Genomic DNA, 21,054 nt, shown 5'->3' with positions numbered 1-21,054 from the left:
TTATCCTTTCGGCTGGCCCCAACCGTAGATTTGTCCCATTTCTTCTGAAAAATTTTCCCCGTCGTAAACGGCAAGCGTCGGCTCTACCTGTAGAAAGGGCTTGCTGCCCTTTTTGCCTTCGATCAGGAACAGCCACGGGGCATCCTGCGGCGTTTTGGCGACAAAGCGCAGCCGTTTGGGTTCGATACCTGCGGTTCTCATGGCAGCGATCACGTCTGCCAGGCGTTCCGGACGCTGGCAGATACAAAGCTTTCCGCCAAACTTTAACAGCCTTGCCGCCGCACTGCAAACGTCGTCAATGGTGCATAGGATCTCGTGGCGGGCGATCTGCTCGGCAGTCAATTCGCTGAGGATTCCAGCCCCGCCTGCTTTATAAGGCGGGTTGCAGGTCACAACGTCAAGTGTTCCGGGCATAATGCCGGGGATCTTCTTTAAATCGGCATGAATTGGGACAATGGTACCTTCTAAATGACTAAAAGTGATAGACTTTTGCAGCTGGCATACAGCCTGTTCCTGGATTTCCACCGCATAAATTTTTTTAGGCGGCTCCTTTCTGGACAAAAGCAGGGGGATGATCCCGCAGCCTGTTCCAAGGTCGCACACCACATCCTTTCTGCGCACGGCCGCAAAGGCGGCGAGCAGAAAGGCATCCGTGCCGAAACGGTGCTCCGGCGTGACGCAGACAGAGATGGCGTCGGTGAGCTTTTCAAAGCGTGAATTTAAAAGCATAAAAGAAAAATAGATCCTTTCCTGTACTGGTTTTATTGTACCACATTTCTGAATACTCGTAAATAAAAAACGGGCGGTACAAATTTTGTACCGCCCGTTTTGAAAAGAGCACTTATTTTACAATAAATCTTTCCAATTCAGCAAAGAAAGCAGCGCCGTCATCGGTGTGGGCTTCCAATTTGATCGGCTTGGAAAGATCCAAACTGAAGATACCCATGATGGATTTTGCATCGATTGCGTATCTGCCAGAAGTCAAATCTACATCAAAATCATATTTTGATACAATATTCACAAAACTTTTTACATCGTTAATGGTGCTCAATAAGATAGTTGCTGTTTTCATAACCTATTACCTCCTAATTCATTCAAACCATACTATAAACTGATCCCGCAAGAGGGGCGCCTTCCTGACGTTTTCCCTTGCTTCTCTCTCAATATAACAGAAGAAATTAGCGATGTCAACAGCTAATTTGAAAAAAAAATAGAAATCAAGTATAATAAGAAAAAAGAAAAAAAGTATATGTGGAAAATGCACAAATATTTATTTTCATTTTTGTGCGGTTAAACATAGAATATCCGGGTATTTTTATGGTAAAAAGAGGCTTGCAAGAGATAGAAAACAGCGTATTTAGGCATATTGTCACAATTTTAACATAGAAACTCAAAGCCTCACTGCTAAACTGCTATTTTTTACCAAACAAAATGCACAAAGATGATTTGGAGAGGAGCAGCAGGATGAAAATTGCATTTTATACACTGGGTTGTAAAGTGAACCAGTATGAAACAGAGAATCTGAAAGGACGGTTTGCCGCGGAAGGCTTTGAATTGGTAGAGGATACTGATCAGGCGGATGTGTATGTCATCAATTCCTGTACTGTGACTGCCTCTGGGGATAAAAAAACAAGGCAGGTTTTGCATCGGTTTCGCCGGCAAAATCCAGACGCTGTGCTGGCGCTGACCGGCTGCATGCCGCAGGCCTTTCCGGAAAAGGCGGAGCATCTGCCCGAAGCGCAGATCATCACCGGCTCTTACCACCGGGCGCGTCTGGTGGAATATGTCCGTAGGGCACTGGCGACAGGGGAGCGTATTGTCGACATTACCCCGCACCGCGCCGGGGAAGGATTTGAATCCATGAAGACTACCCGCTTTACAGAAAAGACCCGCGCCTTTGTGAAAATTGAGGATGGATGCGACCGGTACTGCTCCTACTGCATCATTCCAAAGGCGAGAGGCCCGGTGCGGAGCAAACCGCTGGATGCCCTGCGGGAGGAATTAGAGGAGATCGCCCAAAACGGGTATCAGGAGGTAGTGCTGGTAGGCATCAACCTTTCTTCTTATGGAAAGGAATGCGGACTGCGTCTGATCGACGCAGTCGAGCTTGCTTGTTCGATCGAAGGGATCGTCCGGGTAAGGCTTGGCTCGCTGGAGCCGGAGCTCCTTTCCGATGATGATATTGAACGGATGAGCCGGCAGGAAAAATTTTGCCCGCAGTTCCATCTTTCCCTGCAAAGCGGGTGTGATGAAACCTTAGCCAGGATGCGCCGGCATTATGACACCGCCTTTTATGAAGCTTTGGTGGATAAGCTGAGAAACCATTTTCCGAATTGCGCCATCACTACCGATATTATGGTGGGTTTTGCCGGAGAAACGGAGGCGGAGTTTGAAGCCTCCCTGTCCTTTGCCCGAAAGATCGGCTTTGCGCAGATGCACGTGTTTTCCTACTCGGTGCGGGAGGGTACCCGTGCCGCGGCTTTTCCCGGCCAGCTTGACCGCCGCACCAAAGAGCTGCGCAGCCGGAGAATGATGCAGGCAGCCCAGGAAAACCGGGAAATATTTTTAAAGGCTCAGGTTGGAGCCGTGGCTGACGTTTTGTTTGAATGCACGGTTACCGAAGAGGGAACGGAGGGACACACCAAAAATTATGTGCCTGTTTTTGTAAAGGCAGACCTCCCTTTGTCTCGCAAGATCTTTTCTGTGCGCATTACCGGCGTTCAGGGTGATCACTGCACTGGCGAACTTGTATAGATAAAAGATCGTTCCTTTATGCAAAATGTAATAATTATCTATAGAATTTTGTGTTTTTTTTTAGTATAATAAAATTGCGACAATTTTTAAAAAATTATAGGAGTGTGGCAGATGTCAGTTTTTCGTATTTACGTTGAGAAAAAGGAAGAGTTTGCTGTAGAAGCCGCTCATATTTTAAGCGATCTGAAAACAGCGCTTGCAATCGACAGTGTAGAATCTGTGCGCCTACTAAACCGCTATGATGTGGAAGGACTTTCCAAAGAAGCGTTTGATCAGGCAACGGTCACGATTCTTTCGGAACCGGCTGTGGACGTCACCTACACGGAACTGCCCCAGGTGGAGGGAAACCGTGTGTTTGCGATCGAATACCTGCCGGGACAGTTTGACCAGCGTGCGGACTCTGCGGCGCAGTGCATCAGCCTGATGACGCAGGATAAGCGGCCGGCGGTGCGCAACGCGCGGGTATACCTGCTGGGCGGTGCGGTCACGGACGAAGAATTTGCAAAGATCAAGGATTATTTGATCAATCCGGTAGAAAGCCGCGGGGCTTCTCTGGAACCGGTGGACACCTTGAACGTGAAGTATGAAACGCCGTCCTCAGTGGAAACGCTGCATGGGTTTATTGCGCTTTCCGAGCAGGAGCTGGCTGATTTTGTCACAAAATATGGACTGGCAATGGACTGCGATGACATCGCTTTTTGCCAGCGTTACTTTAAGGAAACCGAACAAAGAGATCCTACGATCACCGAGATCCGGATGATCGACACCTATTGGTCGGATCACTGTCGTCACACTACCTTTTCTACCAATATTGAACATGTTACTATCGAGGATCCCTTCATTGAAAAAACTTACCGTGAATACCTTTTGACCCGGGAAGAACTGTATGCGGGCAGAAAGGACAAGCCGGTCACCTTAATGGATCTGGCCACCATTGCGGCAAAGAAACTGAAAAAAGACGGCATTTTGAAGGATCTGGATGAATCGGAAGAGATCAACGCCTGCTCTGTAAAAATCAAGGTGGAGATCGACGGGGAAGAGCAGGACTGGCTGCTGATGTTTAAAAACGAAACCCACAATCATCCGACCGAGATCGAACCGTTCGGCGGCGCCGCCACCTGTTTGGGAGGGGCGATCCGCGACCCGTTGTCCGGGCGTTCTTACGTTTATCAGGCGATGCGTGTGACTGGCGCGGCCGACCCGCTGCTGCCGATCAAGGATACCATGGCAGGAAAGCTGCCGCAGAGAAAAATCACAGTGGGCGCTGCGAACGGGTACAGCTCTTACGGAAACCAGATCGGGCTGGCTACCGGGCATGTGGCAGAGATTTACCATCCCGGCTATGCGGCAAAGAGAATGGAGATCGGCGCTGTTGTGGGCGCGGCTCCGGCAAGCCATGTGATTCGGGAAGTGCCGGAAGCGGGCGACATGATCGTTCTGCTGGGCGGAAAGACCGGGCGCGACGGTTGCGGCGGAGCGACTGGCTCCTCTAAATCCCATACCATCGAATCTATTGAAAGCTGCGGCTCCGAAGTACAGAAGGGAAACCCGCCGGAAGAACGGAAATTGCAGCGCTTGTTCCGCAAACCGGAGGTAACTACCCTGATCCGCCGTTGCAACGACTTCGGCGCGGGCGGTGTTTCCGTCGCGATCGGGGAACTGGCGGACGGACTGGAAATCAATTTGGACGCGGTCCCGAAAAAATACGATGGGTTGGACGGCACCGAGCTAGCGATTTCTGAATCTCAGGAACGGATGGCCTGCGTAGTCCGTGCAAAAGATGTAGAGCGCTTCATTGCTGAGGCGGAAAAAGAAAATATTGAGGCGACGGTCGTTGCTCGGGTAACAGAAGAACCAAGGCTGAGAATGTCCTGGCAGGGCAATGAGATCGTCAACCTTTCCAGAGAATTTTTAAATTCTAATGGCGCAGACAAACATACCGACATAGTTGTAACAAAGCAGGCTGTTGAGCCGGTGCATGATTATAAAAATACAGCCGAAGACTGGATGGAGCATCTGTCCGACTTGAATCTCTGCTCTCAAAAGGGGCTGGTGGAACGGTTTGACTCCACTATCGGCGCAGGGACTGTTCTGATGCCGTACGGCGGGGAACACCAGATGACCCCGACTCAGGCGATGGTCGCGAAGATCCCAGTTTTAGAGGGGCAAACTGACACTTCTTCTGTGATGGCATGGGGCTTTAACCCAATGATCAGTGAACAGAGTCCCTATTTGGGTGCAATGTATGCGGTGATAGAGTCCATTGCAAAGGTGGTTGCCGTGGGCGGAAGCTATCATCAATGCTGGCTTACCTTCCAGGAATACTTTGAACGCACCAAAAACGACCCGAAACGCTGGGGCCAGCCATTGGCAGCTCTGTTGGGGGCGTATCAGGCGCAGATTTCCATGGGTATTGCCGCGATCGGCGGAAAGGATTCCATGTCCGGAACCTTTGAGGATATTGATGTACCGCCGACTTTGGTATCCTTTGCAGTGTCGGTGACAGATGCGAACAAGGTCGTTTCACCGGAGTTTAAAAATGCGGGGAACCCTATAGCACTGATTTTACCGCGTTATGATGAGCACGGCCTCCCGGATTTTGGCAGCGTGAAGGAAACCTTTGATTTAGTAGAACAGCTGATCGATCAGGGGCATGCGGAATCCTGCTACGCGTTGTCTGCCGGCGGGATTGCGGAAGCAGTTGCTAAAATGGCAATGGGCAACCAGATCGGGATGAAATTTGTCAAGGAACTGGATGATACCCTGATCTTTAACCCGGTATACGGCGGCTTCCTGGTAGAACTGCGCGGCGATTCCGCTCAGGCGGAAAAACTAGATATTATCGGCGTTACGACCTCTAAATATATGGTGGTGTTCCCGTCTTTGCAGATGCTAGATCTAAAGCTTCTGCAAAAACAGTATGAGGACAAGCTGGAAGGGATCTTCCCGTGCAATATCAAGACCACCAGCAAACCGGTAAATACCATTACCTACCATCAGCCGGTAGAACGGCTGAAAGCGTCGCAGCCGGTTGCAAAACCGCGCGTTTTGATCCCGGTATTCCCGGGCACCAACTGCGAATACGATACGGCAAGGGTATTTGAACGTGCCGGCGCTAAAGCTGAGGTGTTCGTCGTCAAAAACCAGAACAGCTCCCAGATCGAAGAAAGCGTGCAGGAATTCAACAAGCTGATCCAGCAGTCCCAGATCATCATGATCCCGGGCGGCTTCTCGGGCGGGGACGAGCCGGAAGGATCCGGGAAATTCATCACCTCTTTCTTCCGCAACCCGATGATCAAGGACAGCGTTCACGAACTGCTGCAAAACCGCGACGGTTTGATGCTGGGGATCTGCAACGGGTTCCAGGCCTTGATCAAACTGGGGCTGGTGCCTTACGGCGAGATCGTAGAAATGGAAAACGACGCGCCGACGCTGACCTTTAACACCATCGGCCGCCATCAGTCGAAGATGGTCCACACCCGGATCTGTTCCAATAAATCACCGTGGTTCGCAAACGTGAATGTCGGCGACATCCACACCATTGCGATCTCTCACGGGGAAGGGCGCTTTGTGGCGGATAAAGGGCTGATCAAAAAATTGGCGGATCATGGGCAGATCGCGACCCAGTACGTCAACTTAAACGGCGACCCGACCTATGACATCCGTTTCAACCCGAATACCTCTATGACTGCCATTGAAGGGATCACATCTCCAGATGGCCGTGTATTGGGCAAAATGGGCCACAGTGAGCGAATCGGTAGCAATATCTGTAAAAATGTACCGGGAGATAAGGATCAAATGATCTTCCGTTCCGGTGTAGAATATTTTACAAAATAAGTATGGGCTGACAGCTCATTCCTAAAAAATGACTGCTCTGCCCGGAGCAGTCATTTTTTTCAGAAAAAACTACTATAATAAAGCATAGAAAGGGAGAGATTATGATGGCCGAATTTAAAAAACTAGAACAAAAGGACCTGATGGGAGATCCATCTGTATTAAAAGTAAATCCGTTTGAACTGATTGGCAAGGAATGGTATCTGATCACCGGCGGCAATATGGAGCATTACAATACCATGACCGCCAGCTGGGGCACCATGGGGATTTTCTGGGGAAAACCGGTGGTCAATTCGTTTATCCGGCCGCAGCGGTATACCTTTGAATTTTTAGAACAGGGCGAGTTGTTCACCCTGTCTTTCTTCCGCGGGGAAACGTATCGTCCGGCGCTCAATTTTTGCGGGAGCCACTCCGGGCGGGATTACGACAAAGCCAAGGAATGCGGCCTGACTGCCCGTGATTTTGACGGGGCAGTGGGGTTTGAGGAAGCGGATATGGTGTTGGTTTGCCGGAAGATGTATGCATATGACATCAAACCGGAGGAGATGATCGACAAGGGGATTGAGAAATGGTATCCTGAGCACGATTACCATCACTGCTATTTTGCTGAGGTGCAGAGCGCCTACCTGAAAAAATAACATCATCAAAAAGCCAAACATGGAAAAGCATGTTTGGCTTTTGTTTTTGAGGCTTGCCGGGATGAGAACAAATTTTAAAAGGTTCATCATAATGCCTAATTTTCACTTTTTTTCATAGTTAATATAAATAAAATTAACAATTCTTTCATATTACTATTGAAATGTGTTGTAAAAAAGTGTAAGATATAGGCATAACAGTTGTAAAAACTGCTTGAAATGACGAAAAAAGAAAACGATTCCGTTTTCTTTTTTTCTGTTGGAAGTACTTATATAAGCTCATTGATATGGAATGAGATTCTCTATGCGGCAACCTTAAATTGTCTGCGCTATAAGGATTCTTCGGTTTAGGTCCGCCTTGGCGGAACACCTTGCTTTTGCGCTTTTGTTTGATAAAACTAGGGTCGAAACAAGGGATGCACTTTTTGCACTGGTGACCGATTGGGCTTTGGCTTGACCGGTCTTATTTTTTTCAATAGGAGGAAACAAAATGTTAGAGAAGTTTTTTAAACTGAAAGAACATGGAACAACAGTCCGGACTGAAATTTTGGCCGGGATCACCACCTTCTTCGCGATGGTGTATATCCTGATGGTAAATGCCAACATGTTTGCAGATCCGTTCGGTGATGGTTCCATGCCTTTGGGCGTTTCTTACGGCGCGATCTACATCGCTACCGCGATCTCCGCAGTAGTGGGTACGCTGTTGATCGGCTTGCTTGCCAACCTGCCGCTTGCACAGGCCAGCGGGATGGGACTCAACGCCTTCTTTGTCTACACAGTCTGTGTCGGCTTTGGCCTGACCTACGCGAATGCGTTGGTATTGGTTTTGTTTGATGGTATCATCTTCATTATCCTGACGGCGACCGGCCTGCGGAAAAAGATCTTTACTGCGATCCCGCAGACAGTCCGGGTTGCAATTCCGGCTGGTATCGGCCTGTTTATTGCATTTTTGGGTCTGCAGAATGCGAAGATCGTTGTTCCAAGCACCTCTACCGGGGTCACCCTTGGTTCCTTTAACCTGCTGACAGAAGGCAGTTGGGCTACCATTATGCCGATGCTGGTAACTGTGATCGCGGTACTGGCGATCGCTATTATGTCCAAACGAAACGTCCGCGGGGCAGTTTTGTGGGGAATCCTTGGCGGCGCCGTTCTGTACTACCTGTTAGGTTTCACTGTTCCGGACTTTTATGCAAATCTGGGAATTACGATGTCCAGTCCGTTTGAGGCGTTTAAGGCATTTGGCACAGAAGCATTCGGGAAAGTGTTCACCGAAGGCTTTAACTTCTCTGCGTATGCGGATGCTCATGGTACGGCAAACCTTGTTTTGATTATCATTACCACAGCTTTGGCGTTCTGTATGGTGGATATGTTTGACACCCTTGGCACCCTTTACGGCGCCTGCGCGCGCGGCAACATGCTGACCAAAGAAGGGGAAGTTCCAAACATGGACCGCGCAATGCTGGCTGATGCGATTGCCACCACTACTGGTGCGGTTTGCGGTACTTCCACCGTTACTACTTTCGTAGAATCCTCTTCCGGTGTTGCAGAGGGCGGACGGACTGGGTTGACCTCTATTTCCACAGCGGTCCTGTTCTTTATCGCAATGTTCTTAAGCCCGGTCGCACAGCTGGTTCCAAGCTGCGCAACAGCTGCCGCTTTGATTTATGTCGGCGTTCTGATGATGGCTTGCGTAAAAGAGATTGACTGGCATTCTATTGATGTGGCTGTTCCGGCGTTTTTGACGATCGCGTTCATGCCGTTTGCTTATAATATTTCTTACGGTATCGCGTTTGGTTTGATCTCTTATGTTGCGATCAAGCTGTTCACAGGAAAAGTTCGAGAAATCAAAGGTGGGACTTGGGTTATCACGCTGCTGTTCTTGGCGATGCTGTTCCTGACCCACTAATCATTCTAAAAAATTCTCTGATAACGGCAGAAGCTTTTAAAAGCTTTCTGCCGTTGTTTTTTTGTAAAAATAAGTGTATTCTTTCTTTTTCTGATGTATAATAAGGGTAATGAAAGGCGGTGTAACTGGAATGTTGGAAAAAGTCAACTTAAAAAAGGTTATGATCAAAGAAGAGTACAAACCGGAGGCAGAACGCCTGAAGCTGCGTTTGACAGAATTGCAGCAGCAGGTGAAAGAGAAAAAACTGTCGGTGATCATTCTGTTTGACGGCTGGGGCGCCGCGGGAAAGGGGAGCCTTATTTCCAAATTGATTCTTAATTTTGATCCCCGCGGTGCAGGAGTTACATCATTTGTCGGCGCGGATGCGGCGGAATCCAGGAAACCGCTTTTGTGGCGGTACTGGACAGCGATCCCTGCCCAGGGGGAGATCGCTGTGTTTGACAGGAGCTGGTATCAGGATATTACGACAGCCGTTTTGGAGGAAAAGGTATCCAGAAAGGAGCGTCTTAGACGGATCGAAAGCGTCAAGACCTTTGAGCGCCAGCTTGCTGACGACGGGACCTTGCTGATCAAATTTTTCCTGCACATCGACCAGAAGGAGCAAAAGAAACGTTTTTCCAAATTGGAGGAAAACAAAAATACCGCTTGGCGGGTAACGGAACTGGACTGGAAACGCAACCGGCATTATGATGATTACTATCAGGTGTTTGACCAAACACTTCGGGAAACCAGCACGGAATATGCACCGTGGCAGATCGTAGGAAGCCACGATCAGAACAGCGCGGTGATCCAAATATACCGGACAGTAGTTTCGGAAATTGAACGTGCCTTGGAAAGGAAAGACGGTAAATCCACAAGCGGGGAAATCCAGCCGGGGGATTTTGATTTGGTTTCTATTCCAAAGTTATCGGAGATCCGGTTGGATAAACAGATCGAACCGGATCGTTACCAACAGCAGTTAAAGGAAGCGCAGGCAAAGCTGAAAAAACTTCATAACAAGCTTTACCGCAAAAAGATTCCGGTGGTGATCGCCTATGAGGGCTGGGATGCGGCCGGGAAAGGCGGGAACATCAAACGGGTGGCCGCAGCGCTCGACCCGAGAGGCTACGAAGTGATCCCGGTCGCCGCCCCAGATAAAACGGAACTGGCGCATCACTATTTATGGCGGTTTTGGAAACGCCTGCCTAAAACGGGGCATATCGCTATTTTTGACCGTACTTGGTACGGCCGGGTCATGGTGGAACGGATCGAGGGCTTTTGTACACAAGACCAATGGCGCCGCGCTTACCGGGAAATCAATGAGTTTGAGAAAGAATTATCCGACTGGGGCGCGGTAATTGTGAAATTCTGGATCCATATTGATCAGGACGAACAGCTAAAACGGTTCAAAGAACGGGAAAACACGCCGGCCAAACGCTGGAAAATTACAGAAGAGGACTGGAGGAACCGGGAAAAATGGAGCCTTTATGAAGAAGCTGTCAACGACATGCTGCGAAATACCTCGACCGATTTTGCCCCGTGGAATATCATTGAATCCCAAGATAAGCGGTTCGCAAGAATTAAGGCGCTGAAAATTTTGATTAGCGCGATCGAGGAACGGCTGGAGAAAGAATCATGAAAAAGGGAGCGGCTGTTATATTAGTTTTCCTGTGTTTTCTTTGCCTTGTGGTGACAAGCTGCGCGGAGTCGGCAAGCGCACAGGACTTTGACGCCAAGGTGCTGGAGGTCTTTGATCATGCTGTGTTGGTGGAACCGCTAGCCGGGGAACCGGAACGAAAAAGCGCAGATCAGATCATGGTCAGTACGGTGGAAATCCCAGCGGATAAGCTGCCTTTGTTAGAAGAGGGACAGTTGGTTCGTGTCGCATATTCCGGTTCGGTCGCGGAATCTTATCCCGCACAGATCCACGAAGTATTTGCTGTTTCTTTAGTAGAAAATGATGCGGAACTTAAAAAAGCAGAGTGAGTTTTACTCACTCTGCTTTTTTGCTTATCGGTTCAACTTGTCGATCAAAGCTAATACCTCTTTCAGCTTTTCTTCCGAGTCGCCGGTTTCCATGGCCTGCTTTACACAGTGCTCCATATGTGCGTGAATGACTTCCCGGTTTGTTTTCCGGAGGATAGATTCCGTAGCCATTAGCTGGTTAGAAATGTCAATGCAGTAGCGGTCCTCCTCCACCATACGGATAATCCCGTCGATTTGCCCGCGGGCTGTTTTTAACAGCCGCAGCACCGTTTTAGAATCTGCCATCATGGGTAGATCCCTCCCTTTTGTTACTGAATGGACACTACTTCGTATCCTGCGTCTGTCACAGCATTCCGAAGTACATCATCGGAAACATCTTTACTGAAAGAAACGCGGGCCAGCTTCTTTTCCAGATCCACCTTAGCGGATACGCCGTCGATTGCATTTAAGGCCTGTTCCACCCTGCCGGAGCAATGGGCGCACATCATACCGTTGATCATCATTGTTTTTTCCATTGTTTGTTCCTCTTTTCCTGATAGAATTGTTTTTTGTTTGATATTTTTAAGCTGCGGCGAGAACCATTTCAGCCGAAGTGCGTTGCTCACCACAAAGACAGAACTAAAGCTCATAGCCGCTGCCGCAAACATAGGATTCAGTTTTAAAGCGAAAGCGGGGAATAAGACGCCGGCGGCCAGCGGGATGCCGATCGTATTATAGAAAAATGCCCAGAACAGGTTTTGCTTGATGTTGCGGATCACAGCGCGGCTTAATTTGACGGCTGAAACAACGTCCAGCAGATCGCTGTGCATCAGGACAATGTCCGCAGAGTCGATCGCAATGTCGGTCCCAGCGCCAATAGCGATCCCTACGTCCGCCCGAACCAGTGCGGGCGCGTCGTTGATCCCGTCCCCAACCATGGCAACAAGCTTTCCTTGAGCCTGTAGTTTCCGGATATGCTGTTCTTTTTCCTGCGGCAAAACATCAGAGATTACTGTATTGATCCCGGCCTGCTTGCGGATCGCTTCTGCCGTTTTAGCATTGTCGCCGGTAAGCATGATCACTTCGATCCCCATAGCGGTCAGCTGTTCCACAGCCTCCCGGCTAGTTGCCTTGATTGGGTCGGCGATCGCGATCACGCCTAAAAGGGCGTTGCCTTCCGCAAAATAAAGAGGCGTTTTTCCCTCGGCCGCTAACTGGTCGGCGCGGCTTTCCCAACCCTCCAGCGGGATGCCCTCTGCTGTCATCATGGCCCGGTTTCCGGCAAGGCAGCGTTTTTTATCAATTACGGCGGCGATTCCCTGCCCTTCAATGGCGGTAAAATCTGCCGCGGGCTGATAAGCTGTGTTCTGCGCCTGCGCATATTCGGCGACCGCGTTTCCAAGCGGGTGGCCGGAAAGCCGTTCCAGAGAATATGCTATTGTCAGCAGATGATCCTGCGTGCAGGAGCTTGCAGGAAGTATATCAGTTACCGCCGGCTTTCCTTCCGTGACGGTTCCTGTTTTATCTAAAACAACGGTATTGATCTTATGGGCGGTTTCCAACGCCTCTGCCGAACGCATCAAAATCCCCTGTTCTGCACCTTTCCCAGTACCCACCATAATAGCGGTAGGGGTTGCAAGCCCCAAAGCACACGGGCAGGATACCACCAAAACAGAGATTCCGATCGACAAAGCAAACTCCACACTGGCGCCAAATAGAAGCCAAATGATAGTGGAGAGCACTGCAACAGAGATCACGACCGGAACAAATACGCCGCTGACTTTGTCCGCCAATTTAGCGATAGGCGCTTTGGAGGAAGAAGCCTCTTCCACCAAGCTGATGATCTGGGAAAGCGTGGTATCATCGCCCACTTTTTGTGCCTGAAACACCAGATAACCAGAGGTGACGATGCTGGCTCCGGTCAGAGGATCGCCGACCGTTTTAGATACTGGGATGCTCTCGCCAGTCAGTGCAGATTCATCTACCGTGCCGGCGCCTTCTGTTACAACACCGTCTACCGGGATCGTCTGTCCTGCTTTCACGCGCACAAAGTCGCCAACTATCACCTGTTCTATTGGGATCTCCACCTCTTCGCCGCCACGGAGGACAAAGGCTGTTTTGGGCGTTAGATCCATCAGCTTGCGGATCGCCTCTCCGGTTTTTCCCTTTGCCCGGGATTCCATGTATTTGCCCAATGTGATCAGGGTCAAGATCATGGCGGCGGATTCAAAATACAGATCCATCCGGTAATCGTGTACCATGTCAAGATCCTGAATTCCTAGGCCATACCCGATTTTATAAATGGCAAAAATGCCGTAAATCATTGCGGCGGCCGACCCAAGGGCGATCAGGGAATCCATATTTGGAGCGCGATGCCACAGGTTCCGGAACCCATTTTTAAAATAAGAGAAGTTTACAAAAACCACAGGGAGCATCAAAAGAAACTGCGTAAACGCGAAAGCTATCGCATTTTCATTCCCCTCCAAAAACCTTGGGAGCGGGAAATGCCACATATGCCCCATGGAGATATAAAACAGAGGCACCGTAAAGACAATCGATAAAATCAGCCTTAGCTTCATGTTTTTTTGTTGTTTTACCGCAGGATCTTCTGTTTGCTCGGCCTTGCGCCGCACCGGCACCGAGCTGTGTTGGGAAGCCCCATAACCTGCTTTTTCTACCGCCTGGATGATCCCATCTGCAGTAACCTTGTCTGAGAATTCTACAGTCATGGAATTGCTTAACAGGTTAACGTTTACCTGTTCTACGCCATCAAGGCCAGCTACTGTTTTTTCTATCCGAGCCGAGCAGGCCGAGCAGGTCATACCGGTTATATCAAATTTTTCTTTCAAAGTAATCACCTCGCAAAACACACCCACCCCGTGGGGGTATCTACACTATAACACACTTTATTTTGGTTTGTCAATACCAGATGTTATTGCTTTACAAATAAAAAGGCACTCCAATTTTGGAATGCCTTTTTATGACAACCGCAATACACAGGGTTAGTATGCTGCGCTGCTCCTAAAATAATTCTGAAACAGGAACACTATTTTTGTAAAATACGTCCCTTTTCAAGGCTTGGGGCAATAAAATGTTCCAGGGCATACTGCCATAGTTTTTCAGAACCGGCGGCAGTATGCTGGTTTCGATTTAAAATTTGTTCCAGATAAACGCCCCGTTCCTCCCAAGCCTTTCCGTCAGTAGCGGCATTGAGCATCATGGGCTGAATGTTATCCATTGTATGCGCGAACCGCGCTTCCGGGCTGGCACCCGTCTCAAACTCTTCCCACAGGGCGCGCAGTTTCTTTTGCTGATCGTCCGGCAAAAGTCCAAAGATGCGGTCCGCGCCGGCTAACTCCCGGCTTGCCTGTGTCTTTTTTGCCTCTTCATCATAGGCGTAGGTATCGCCCGCGTCGATTTCTACCAGATCATGGATCAGCAGCATGGAAACCGTCTTCAGCACGTCAATGGGTTCATTGGAATATTCGCTGAGCAGGATCGCCATCACCGCCATATGCCAGGCGTGTTCCGCGTCGTTTTCCTTGCGTTTTCCGTCAGAAAGGTAGGTCTGCCGCCCGATCATTTTTTCCTTGTCGATCTCTTTGCAAAAGGCAAGCTGTTTTTCCAGCCGGTCGTCCCTCATTCTGGGTCCCTCCTGTTATTTTAGTGCAATAGAAAGCGACGATGTCCTCCACCGCCGCAGTTCCGTCAATAATAAGAAAGCGTGACCCGCTTTCCGGTTTTTTCTATCTCTGCCGCAAGCTCCTTGATCAGGTTGAGCTTCAACCCCAGCGAGATCGGCATCCCCGGGTTTTGGTGAGCCGGGTTCAGGGCACGTCCCACCAGAAAATCCACCTGTGTGGAATCTTCCAGAAACAGCTTAGCAAGACGGGTGGCACCGTCGGTTTTCTTTAGGTTGAATGGTTCAAAGGAACCGTCGTTTGCCGTGGCTTTGCGCAGGATCTCCAGCGCTTTTCCAAGGGTAAGGACCCCTTCTGTCACCAGGTCGATGCCTTGTATGTGAGCGATCGGCGGCACTGCTGGATTTTCGTAGTCAATAGAAACAGAAACCTCTTTCCCGGTGACCTTACTGACGATTTGGCTGGTAGTGCCGCCACAGACGACCTTTAACCCCTTGCAGCTCATCAACCGGTCTACCACCTCGCGGTCCTTTTCCTTGTCCACAGGAGGCCCCACCATGATCGTTGCCGGACGGCTTTCCTTGACAAGCATGGTACAGACTGTACTGTCATCGCCGGGCTCCTGCATATAAAGGGTATTGACTGCCCCTAAAATATTTTTAGTCAGTGCAATCGGGGAAGTGTCCTTGGCAACGCTGTCTGTAATAAAGCTGACCGCGTTGTCATACTGCCATCCCAAATCAAGCAGCCTCCCCACGCCGGCATGGACCACTCCATCCGAAAAGGCGATGATAAGATCGCCGACCTGCGCTTCAAAATTGCTGATCAGCACTTGTTTTCCGTCAATGACACGGGTTTCGCGTTTAATCTCCATCAGCTTTCCGTCGCGGTAATGAAGGGCGTTGGGATTGTCAAATTCCGCCATGTATGTATGCCCGTTCTTGTCCACCCGGACAATGGTAAAAGTAGAATATGCGATTCCTCTGTCATGACAGACTGGAAGCGTTTTTGCGATCGTTTCAATGGCTTCATCCAGCGTTGCGCCTTCTTTGAGCATCGTGCTGATGATCTTGCTGGTCAGGGTGGAAAGGATATTTGCCTTTACCCCGCTGCCCAGTCCGTCAGCCAGTACCAGAATACAATAGTCATCCTCCCGGATAAACTCAACATTATCCCCACACAGCTCTTCGCCAAAGTGAAACAGGCTGTCATATGCAACGTCAATAAAATATTCCAAAAAAGAACACCTGCCTTTCTTTGTTTGTTTTGGGGAAATACTATTTATTCTGTTCTTCCATTGATTTTTTCAGCTTTGTAAGGGCGACCTTGGTTTCGGCCGTCGTTTCACCCAGCAGGCTTGCGATCTCTTGGGCCACGGTCATCTGTTTTTCAATGACCTTCTGTGCTATGGATACAGTGTGCTCCCGTAGGCCGGCAAGCTCCTGCTTGCGGCTTTCCTCCTCGCTGATGTCCTTGATGAAGACCAGATACATTCCGTGTTGTTTGACAAAGAGGATGGTCTGTTCACAGAATTTATCGTCGATCGTGATCTTCTTGACTTTAACTTTCTCTTCTGCGCGGGCATCTTCAAAATCGGTTTCCCCGTAGAACACTGGCGGCAGTTCGCCCAGCCAGTCCTTTTTCTCCAGTCCCAGCATTATCTCCGCGGTGGGGTTCATATCTAACAGGCGTTGTTCGCTGTCAAAGACAAGGATCCCATTGGGCGAGAACTCCAGCACAGTATTGGACATATTTTCAGCTTGCTGGCGGAAATATGGAAGACACATGTGAATGTCGGCCTTTCCTTGGAAAACAGCCACAGCTTTGGCTCGGCAAGAGGGGTATCCGCAGCTTCCGCAGTTGAGTTCATCCTCCGGCGAATGCTTCCCAATGGTAGCCAGAATGCGGCGGATGTCCTCTTCCGTGGGCTGTGGGCGCTGTGCGCTGCGGTTGGCAAACACACGCGGATGAGAAAACGCATTGCGCGTTGTAGCCGCGGGGGTGTCATCGTATTCCATGGGGTCATCATCTAGGTTGAATTGGGACAGGTGCGGGTTTTTATGCTTGCTGCGCAGAACAGGGCCGCCCAAACAGCCTCCCTTACAGACATTTGCCTCAATGAACAGCCCTTGGATGGAATCATCGTTTTTTAAGGTGTCGAACAGTTCGATACAGTCGCTGATTCCGTCTACGCTCACTTTACGGTATTTTTGTTTAAACAGCCGCTCGCTGATGGTCTGAATGATTCCAAACGGCTTTGGATAGAGACGGGAAACCGGATTTAATACCCCTACAGCCTCCGGGTCCGGCGTTTCACTGAACTGGATACCGTCCTTTTGCATCCATTCCTCCAGTCCTGAAAAGGTGATGGCATAATCCACATATCCGCCGGCCAAACGGTCCGCAGCCTCTTCCTTTTTTGCGATGCACGGCCCTAAAAAGACGACCTTAATGTCGTTGCCATAGGTTTCCCGCATCAGCTTTGCATGGGCCATCATCGGGGAAGCGACCGGGGCCAGATGTTTGATCAGCTCTGGATAATGCCGTTCCACCAGCATCACTACCGAGGAGCAGGCAGTGACGATGATGTTTCCCATCTGTCCGTCGATCAAAAGATGGCTGTATTCGCGGGAAACCTCGTTAGCGCCGATCGCAGTTTCTTCCACTCCGGCAAAGCCCATCTTTTTTAAAGTGGCGCTTAACGTTGGAAAATCAATATTATAATATGCAGTATAGCTTGGTGCGACAGAAACATAGACGCGTTCCCCCTGGGTCAGCAGATCTTTGACCTGCTGTCGCTGACTTTTTACAAATTTGGCGTTCTGCGGACATACATCTACACAGGTCCCGCAGAGAATACATTCATCGTCGATAACGGTGGCGCGGCCCTCTTTAAAGCGGATCGCTTTTAAGGGACAGTTGCGGATGCATTTATAGCAGTTTTGGCAGTTGCCGGTATTTAGTTCAATGATGCTCATTGCAGGTCTTCCTTTCTTCTTTTGCCGTAAAAGCGGGCTTTATTATTTTGTCAGCGGAAGCACATATTGGTTAAAGATCTCTGTCGCATTGCTAAAGCCGACATTTTCAATCGGCTCGTCATTGACGGTAACAGCAATCCCGCTGGCACAGCGCCCCATACAGAAAGCGGCTTTCAGCGCCACCTTATCTTCCAGATTTTGTTTTTTGATCAGCTCTTTGAAGGTGGTGATGACCTGGTAAGAGCCTTTTAAATGGCAGGAGCTTCCTACACAAACTTTGACTTCGACCATATCCATAATCTCCTTTGGTAAATTTATTGATAAAGTTCCTGTTAAGAAGTGGGATTTCTATGCTAAAATACACAATATTATCATACATGGAAAACAGGGGAATATCAAGCTGTAAATTCCACAAGATTTTTAGTGAAATTTTTATCAAACATCTGCCGGTTTGCCTTGACTATCTTTCGGCGGATAAGATATAATGATAGTTACATGGAACTTACTAGTAAAATGTAAAGGGGGCGGAAAGATGAAACGGTTGCAGGTACAGGTATGTGCATGTAATAAATGCATTATGATGGGTGCAATGGAGATCATGGAAAACATTGAGAGCCTGAAAAAGCTCAAGGTTCAGCTTCGGTTGCAGACACAGATCGACTTGATTATGGATAAAAAGATCTGCGGTGATTTATCCGATGACGCGGCGCCGGTTGTTATCATCAATGATGAGGTGATAGAACAGGCAACGCCGGAGATCGTCATGGAGAAAATCGTGAAATTAACGCAAAGGAAGTGATATGAGTGAGAGGCGTTTATACCCCTGTTACGAAATTAAGAAGACAAGTTTTTACGGAAATTGCCAAAATGGCTTATGAGAAGAAAGAATTATCCTATATTGAACAGCTTCCATATAAAATCATTCCGGGTGAGGTAGCAAAATACCGTGATAATATATTTAAAGAAAGAGCGATCGTTGGTGAACGTCTCCGCTTAGCAATGGGGCTGCCGTTAAGACCGGTTGGAGAACACCAGCCGCTGGCAAACGGCGTTGAGGACTGTGCAAAGCCGGAAATTTTTTACCAGCCGCCTTTGATCAACGTGATCCCATTTGCCTGCAACGCATGTCCCACCGCAACGGTAGAAGTCAGCAATAACTGCCGGGGCTGTTTGGCGCATCCGTGCGAAAGCGTCTGCCCGATGAAAGCGATTTCCATTGTGGATGGAAGAAGCGTGATTGATCAGGAAAAATGCGTCAAATGTGGCAGATGTATTGAAATTTGCCCATACAATGCTATTTTAAAATACGACCGTCCCTGCGCTGCTGCCTGTGGTGTTGACGCAATCGGCAGCGACGAGCTGGGACGCGCTAAAATTGACTATGATAAGTGTGTATCGTGCGGGCAGTGCCTTGCAAGCTGTCCGTTTGCGGCGATCGCGGACAAGTCCGAAATTTTCCAGCTGATTACGGCAATTAACGAGGGAAATGAAGTGATCGCGGAAATTGCGCCTGCTTTTGTGGGGCAGTTTGGACCACTGGCAACCCCGGAAAAGGTATTTGAGGGGTTAAAGCAGCTTGGATTTTCTGATGTTTATGAAGTGGCGATCGGCGCCGACCTTGGCGCGGTGGAGGAAGCGCATCATTTTGCCCACAAGGTGGCAACTGGGGAGCAGAAATTCCTAGCTACTTCTTGTTGTCCTTCGTGGTCGGTAATGGCGAAAACGCTGTTCCCGAAAGTGGCGGACTGTGTGTCTGATGCGTTGACCCCAATGGTGGCGACTGCGCGGATCATCAAAAAAGAACACCCCAATGCAAAGATCGTGTTTATTGGGCCGTGTGCCGCGAAGAAGCTGGAGGCACAGCGGCGTACGGTAAAGAGCGATGTGGACTTTGTCATTACCTTTGAAGAGCTGATGGGGATGTTTGTAGCTAAAGACATTGAATTTGGCGATATGGAACAGGCAGAACCTGTCAATCAGGCCACAGGAGCGGGGCGCGGATACGCCTGTGCCGGCGGGGTAGCGGATGCTATCTCTGAAGCGGTGCATGACCTGTACCCTGACCTGGACTTTAAAGTAGACCGTGCAGAAGGTCTGCGGGAATGCCGCAAGATGATGACCTTGGCCAATGCAGGCAAGCGCGACGGCTACCTGCTGGAAGGCATGGCCTGCCCGGGAGGCTGTATCGCAGGGGCTGGAACGATCCTGCCGATCAAAAAAGCACAGACCTCTGTCAAGCAGTTTAAAGATAAGTCCCAAATGCATCAGGCGGTAGAAAACCCGCGTGTTCCGGACGAAGATTAGGAGAGGGGGCTTGCCTCTCTCTTTCTTTTTATTGGGGAAATAGAAAGCCGCCCGAAAAGGGCTTGAGGAGTTTTATGGATCATTTTATTGTGTCGCTGAATGCCGTGATGCCGACCTTTTTGCTGATGGCAGCCGGCTTTTTACTCAGACATCTTGGCATTGTCAGCGCAGAGTTTTTAAAGCAGGCCAACAAGGTGACCTTTTCAGTCTTCCTGCCGGTGATGCTGTTCCGAAATATCTACCCGACGGATTTAAGCGAAACCTTTGATGTGGCTGTTGTGTTCATGGCTCTTGGCTGCCTTGTCATCCTGTTTTTTATTCTGTGGTTTACAGTTCCCCATGTTGTACACGACCCGAAACGGCAGGGCGTTGTGATGCAGGGAATCTTCCGAAGCAATTACCTGATTTTTGGCGTCAGCATCGTCACCAATATGTTTGGCTCTGAAAAGGCTGCGCTTGCCGCAATGCTCAGCGCGGTTTTGGTCCCGGCCTATAACTTTATGGCGGTGGTGGTGCTGGCGGTCTTTACCAATAAAGGACAGGTCAGCAAAAAGGAAACAGTGCTGTCCATCTTAAAAAACCCACTGATCCTTGCCAGTGTACTTGGGGTGATCGTGGCTGCTTTAGGGATCGATTTTCCGGAGTTTTTAGACAACAGCTTTAAGCAGCTTGGCGGGATCGCCACCCCGCTCGCTTTGATCGTGCTTGGCGGTGATTTTCAGATTTCTGCCTTGAAAGGGCGGTTTGCAACGGCGCTCACAGTATCGCTGATCAAGCTGATCGCCGTGCCGGCAGTAATGGTGCCGATCGCGGTGGCAATGGGATTCAGAAATGAAGTACTGATGAGCGTGGTGCTGGCGGGGGCCAGTCCGGTGGCAGTATCCAGTTATATCATGTCCCAGCAGGCCGGCGCCGACCATGAACTGGCAGGACAGATCGTTATGATCAGTTCGTTCCTCTGTTTATTTACGATGTTTGGCTGGGTATATCTGCTGCGCAGTATGGGTCTTGTATAAAGATCATGTGATGAAAAAAATGGAAGCTAAAATTTAGCTTCC

General features: G+C 49.4%; 17 protein-coding genes and 1 riboswitch. Of the genes, 9 read left to right on the top strand and 8 right to left on the bottom strand.

Annotated elements, in window-relative coordinates:
• Nucleotides 1–729: a tRNA1(Val) (adenine(37)-N6)-methyltransferase gene (locus CIB36_RS07975; RefSeq protein WP_093989055.1), complete on the bottom strand. Its 729-nt coding sequence runs from the start codon at nt 727–729 to the stop codon at nt 1–3.
• A 112-nt stretch (nt 730–841) separates the two neighbouring features.
• On the bottom strand, nt 842–1,072 hold the full coding sequence (locus CIB36_RS07970; RefSeq protein ID WP_093989054.1) for an HPr family phosphocarrier protein: 231 nt from the start codon (nt 1,070–1,072) through the stop codon (nt 842–844).
• Nucleotides 1,073–1,464: 392 nt separating this feature from the next.
• On the opposite strand from CIB36_RS07970, the gene mtaB reads away from it, so the two are divergent.
• The 6 genes from mtaB to CIB36_RS07940 all read left to right on the top strand — a co-directional run bounded on the left by mtaB (nt 1,465) and on the right by CIB36_RS07940 (nt 11,094).
• Entirely contained in the window at nt 1,465–2,754 is a 1,290-nt protein-coding gene (gene mtaB / locus CIB36_RS07965) for a tRNA (N(6)-L-threonylcarbamoyladenosine(37)-C(2))-methylthiotransferase MtaB (protein WP_093989053.1), read from the top strand.
• A gap of 111 nt (nt 2,755–2,865) precedes the next feature.
• Nucleotides 2,866–6,591: a phosphoribosylformylglycinamidine synthase gene (locus CIB36_RS07960; RefSeq protein WP_093989052.1), complete on the top strand. Its 3,726-nt coding sequence runs from the start codon at nt 2,866–2,868 to the stop codon at nt 6,589–6,591.
• Between the two features lie 104 nt (nt 6,592–6,695).
• Complete coding sequence (locus CIB36_RS07955; RefSeq protein WP_324612373.1) at nt 6,696–7,226, top strand: flavin reductase family protein; 531 nt, start codon at nt 6,696–6,698, stop codon at nt 7,224–7,226.
• A gap of 246 nt (nt 7,227–7,472) precedes the next feature.
• Nucleotides 7,473–7,575: riboswitch (purine riboswitch) on the top strand.
• A 138-nt stretch (nt 7,576–7,713) separates the two neighbouring features.
• Entirely contained in the window at nt 7,714–9,129 is a 1,416-nt protein-coding gene (locus CIB36_RS07950; protein WP_093989050.1) for an NCS2 family permease, read from the top strand.
• A gap of 130 nt (nt 9,130–9,259) precedes the next feature.
• Nucleotides 9,260–10,747: a polyphosphate:AMP phosphotransferase gene (pap, locus tag CIB36_RS07945; RefSeq protein WP_093989049.1), complete on the top strand. Its 1,488-nt coding sequence runs from the start codon at nt 9,260–9,262 to the stop codon at nt 10,745–10,747.
• On the top strand, nt 10,744–11,094 hold the full coding sequence (locus CIB36_RS07940; RefSeq protein WP_158662631.1) for a DUF3221 domain-containing protein: 351 nt from the start codon (nt 10,744–10,746) through the stop codon (nt 11,092–11,094). The genes pap and CIB36_RS07940 overlap by 4 nt, the downstream gene beginning before the upstream one ends.
• Nucleotides 11,095–11,118: 24 nt before the next feature.
• Here CIB36_RS07940 and CIB36_RS07935 read toward each other — a convergent pair whose 3' ends face one another.
• The 6 genes from CIB36_RS07935 to CIB36_RS07910 form a co-directional block, all read right to left on the bottom strand.
• The gene (locus CIB36_RS07935) at nt 11,119–11,382 is read right to left on the bottom strand and encodes a metal-sensing transcriptional repressor (RefSeq protein WP_093989048.1); all 264 of its coding nucleotides are present in this window, start codon (nt 11,380–11,382) and stop codon (nt 11,119–11,121) included.
• 20 nt (nt 11,383–11,402) lie between these two features.
• Nucleotides 11,403–13,922, bottom strand: coding sequence for a heavy metal translocating P-type ATPase (locus tag CIB36_RS07930; protein ID WP_093989047.1), 2,520 nt, complete (start codon nt 13,920–13,922; stop codon nt 11,403–11,405).
• A gap of 197 nt (nt 13,923–14,119) precedes the next feature.
• Nucleotides 14,120–14,716: an HD domain-containing protein gene (locus CIB36_RS07925; RefSeq protein ID WP_093989046.1), complete on the bottom strand. Its 597-nt coding sequence runs from the start codon at nt 14,714–14,716 to the stop codon at nt 14,120–14,122.
• Nucleotides 14,717–14,781: 65 nt separating this feature from the next.
• Complete coding sequence (locus CIB36_RS07920; RefSeq protein ID WP_093989045.1) at nt 14,782–15,951, bottom strand: SpoIIE family protein phosphatase; 1,170 nt, start codon at nt 15,949–15,951, stop codon at nt 14,782–14,784.
• Nucleotides 15,952–15,991: 40 nt separating this feature from the next.
• Complete coding sequence (locus tag CIB36_RS07915) at nt 15,992–17,692, bottom strand: [Fe-Fe] hydrogenase large subunit C-terminal domain-containing protein (RefSeq protein WP_093989044.1); 1,701 nt, start codon at nt 17,690–17,692, stop codon at nt 15,992–15,994.
• Nucleotides 17,693–17,734: 42 nt separating this feature from the next.
• A complete protein-coding gene (locus CIB36_RS07910) occupies nt 17,735–17,983 on the bottom strand; it encodes a (2Fe-2S) ferredoxin domain-containing protein (protein ID WP_093989972.1) in 249 nt (82 codons plus the stop codon).
• A gap of 241 nt (nt 17,984–18,224) precedes the next feature.
• On the opposite strand from CIB36_RS07910, the gene CIB36_RS07905 reads away from it, so the two are divergent.
• The 3 genes from CIB36_RS07905 (at nt 18,225) to CIB36_RS07895 (ending at nt 21,012) form a co-directional block, all read left to right on the top strand.
• Nucleotides 18,225–18,491 (top strand): NAD(P)H-dependent oxidoreductase subunit E, encoded by a 267-nt coding sequence (locus tag CIB36_RS07905; protein ID WP_158662630.1) that lies wholly within the window; start codon nt 18,225–18,227, stop codon nt 18,489–18,491.
• Nucleotides 18,492–18,496: 5 nt separating this feature from the next.
• Nucleotides 18,497–19,996 (top strand): 4Fe-4S dicluster domain-containing protein, encoded by a 1,500-nt coding sequence (locus tag CIB36_RS07900; RefSeq protein ID WP_093989042.1) that lies wholly within the window; start codon nt 18,497–18,499, stop codon nt 19,994–19,996.
• Between the two features lie 74 nt (nt 19,997–20,070).
• The gene (locus tag CIB36_RS07895; RefSeq protein ID WP_093989041.1) at nt 20,071–21,012 is read left to right on the top strand and encodes an AEC family transporter; all 942 of its coding nucleotides are present in this window, start codon (nt 20,071–20,073) and stop codon (nt 21,010–21,012) included.
• The last annotated feature ends 42 nt before the right edge of the window (nt 21,013–21,054 follow it).

The sequence above is a fragment of the Massiliimalia timonensis genome (assembly GCF_900186585.1).
Classification (GTDB): Bacteria; Bacillota; Clostridia; order Oscillospirales; family Ruminococcaceae; genus Massiliimalia; species Massiliimalia timonensis.
The sequence above is the reverse complement of the archived record's forward strand: the minus strand, read 5'-3'. Positions and strand labels throughout refer to the sequence as shown.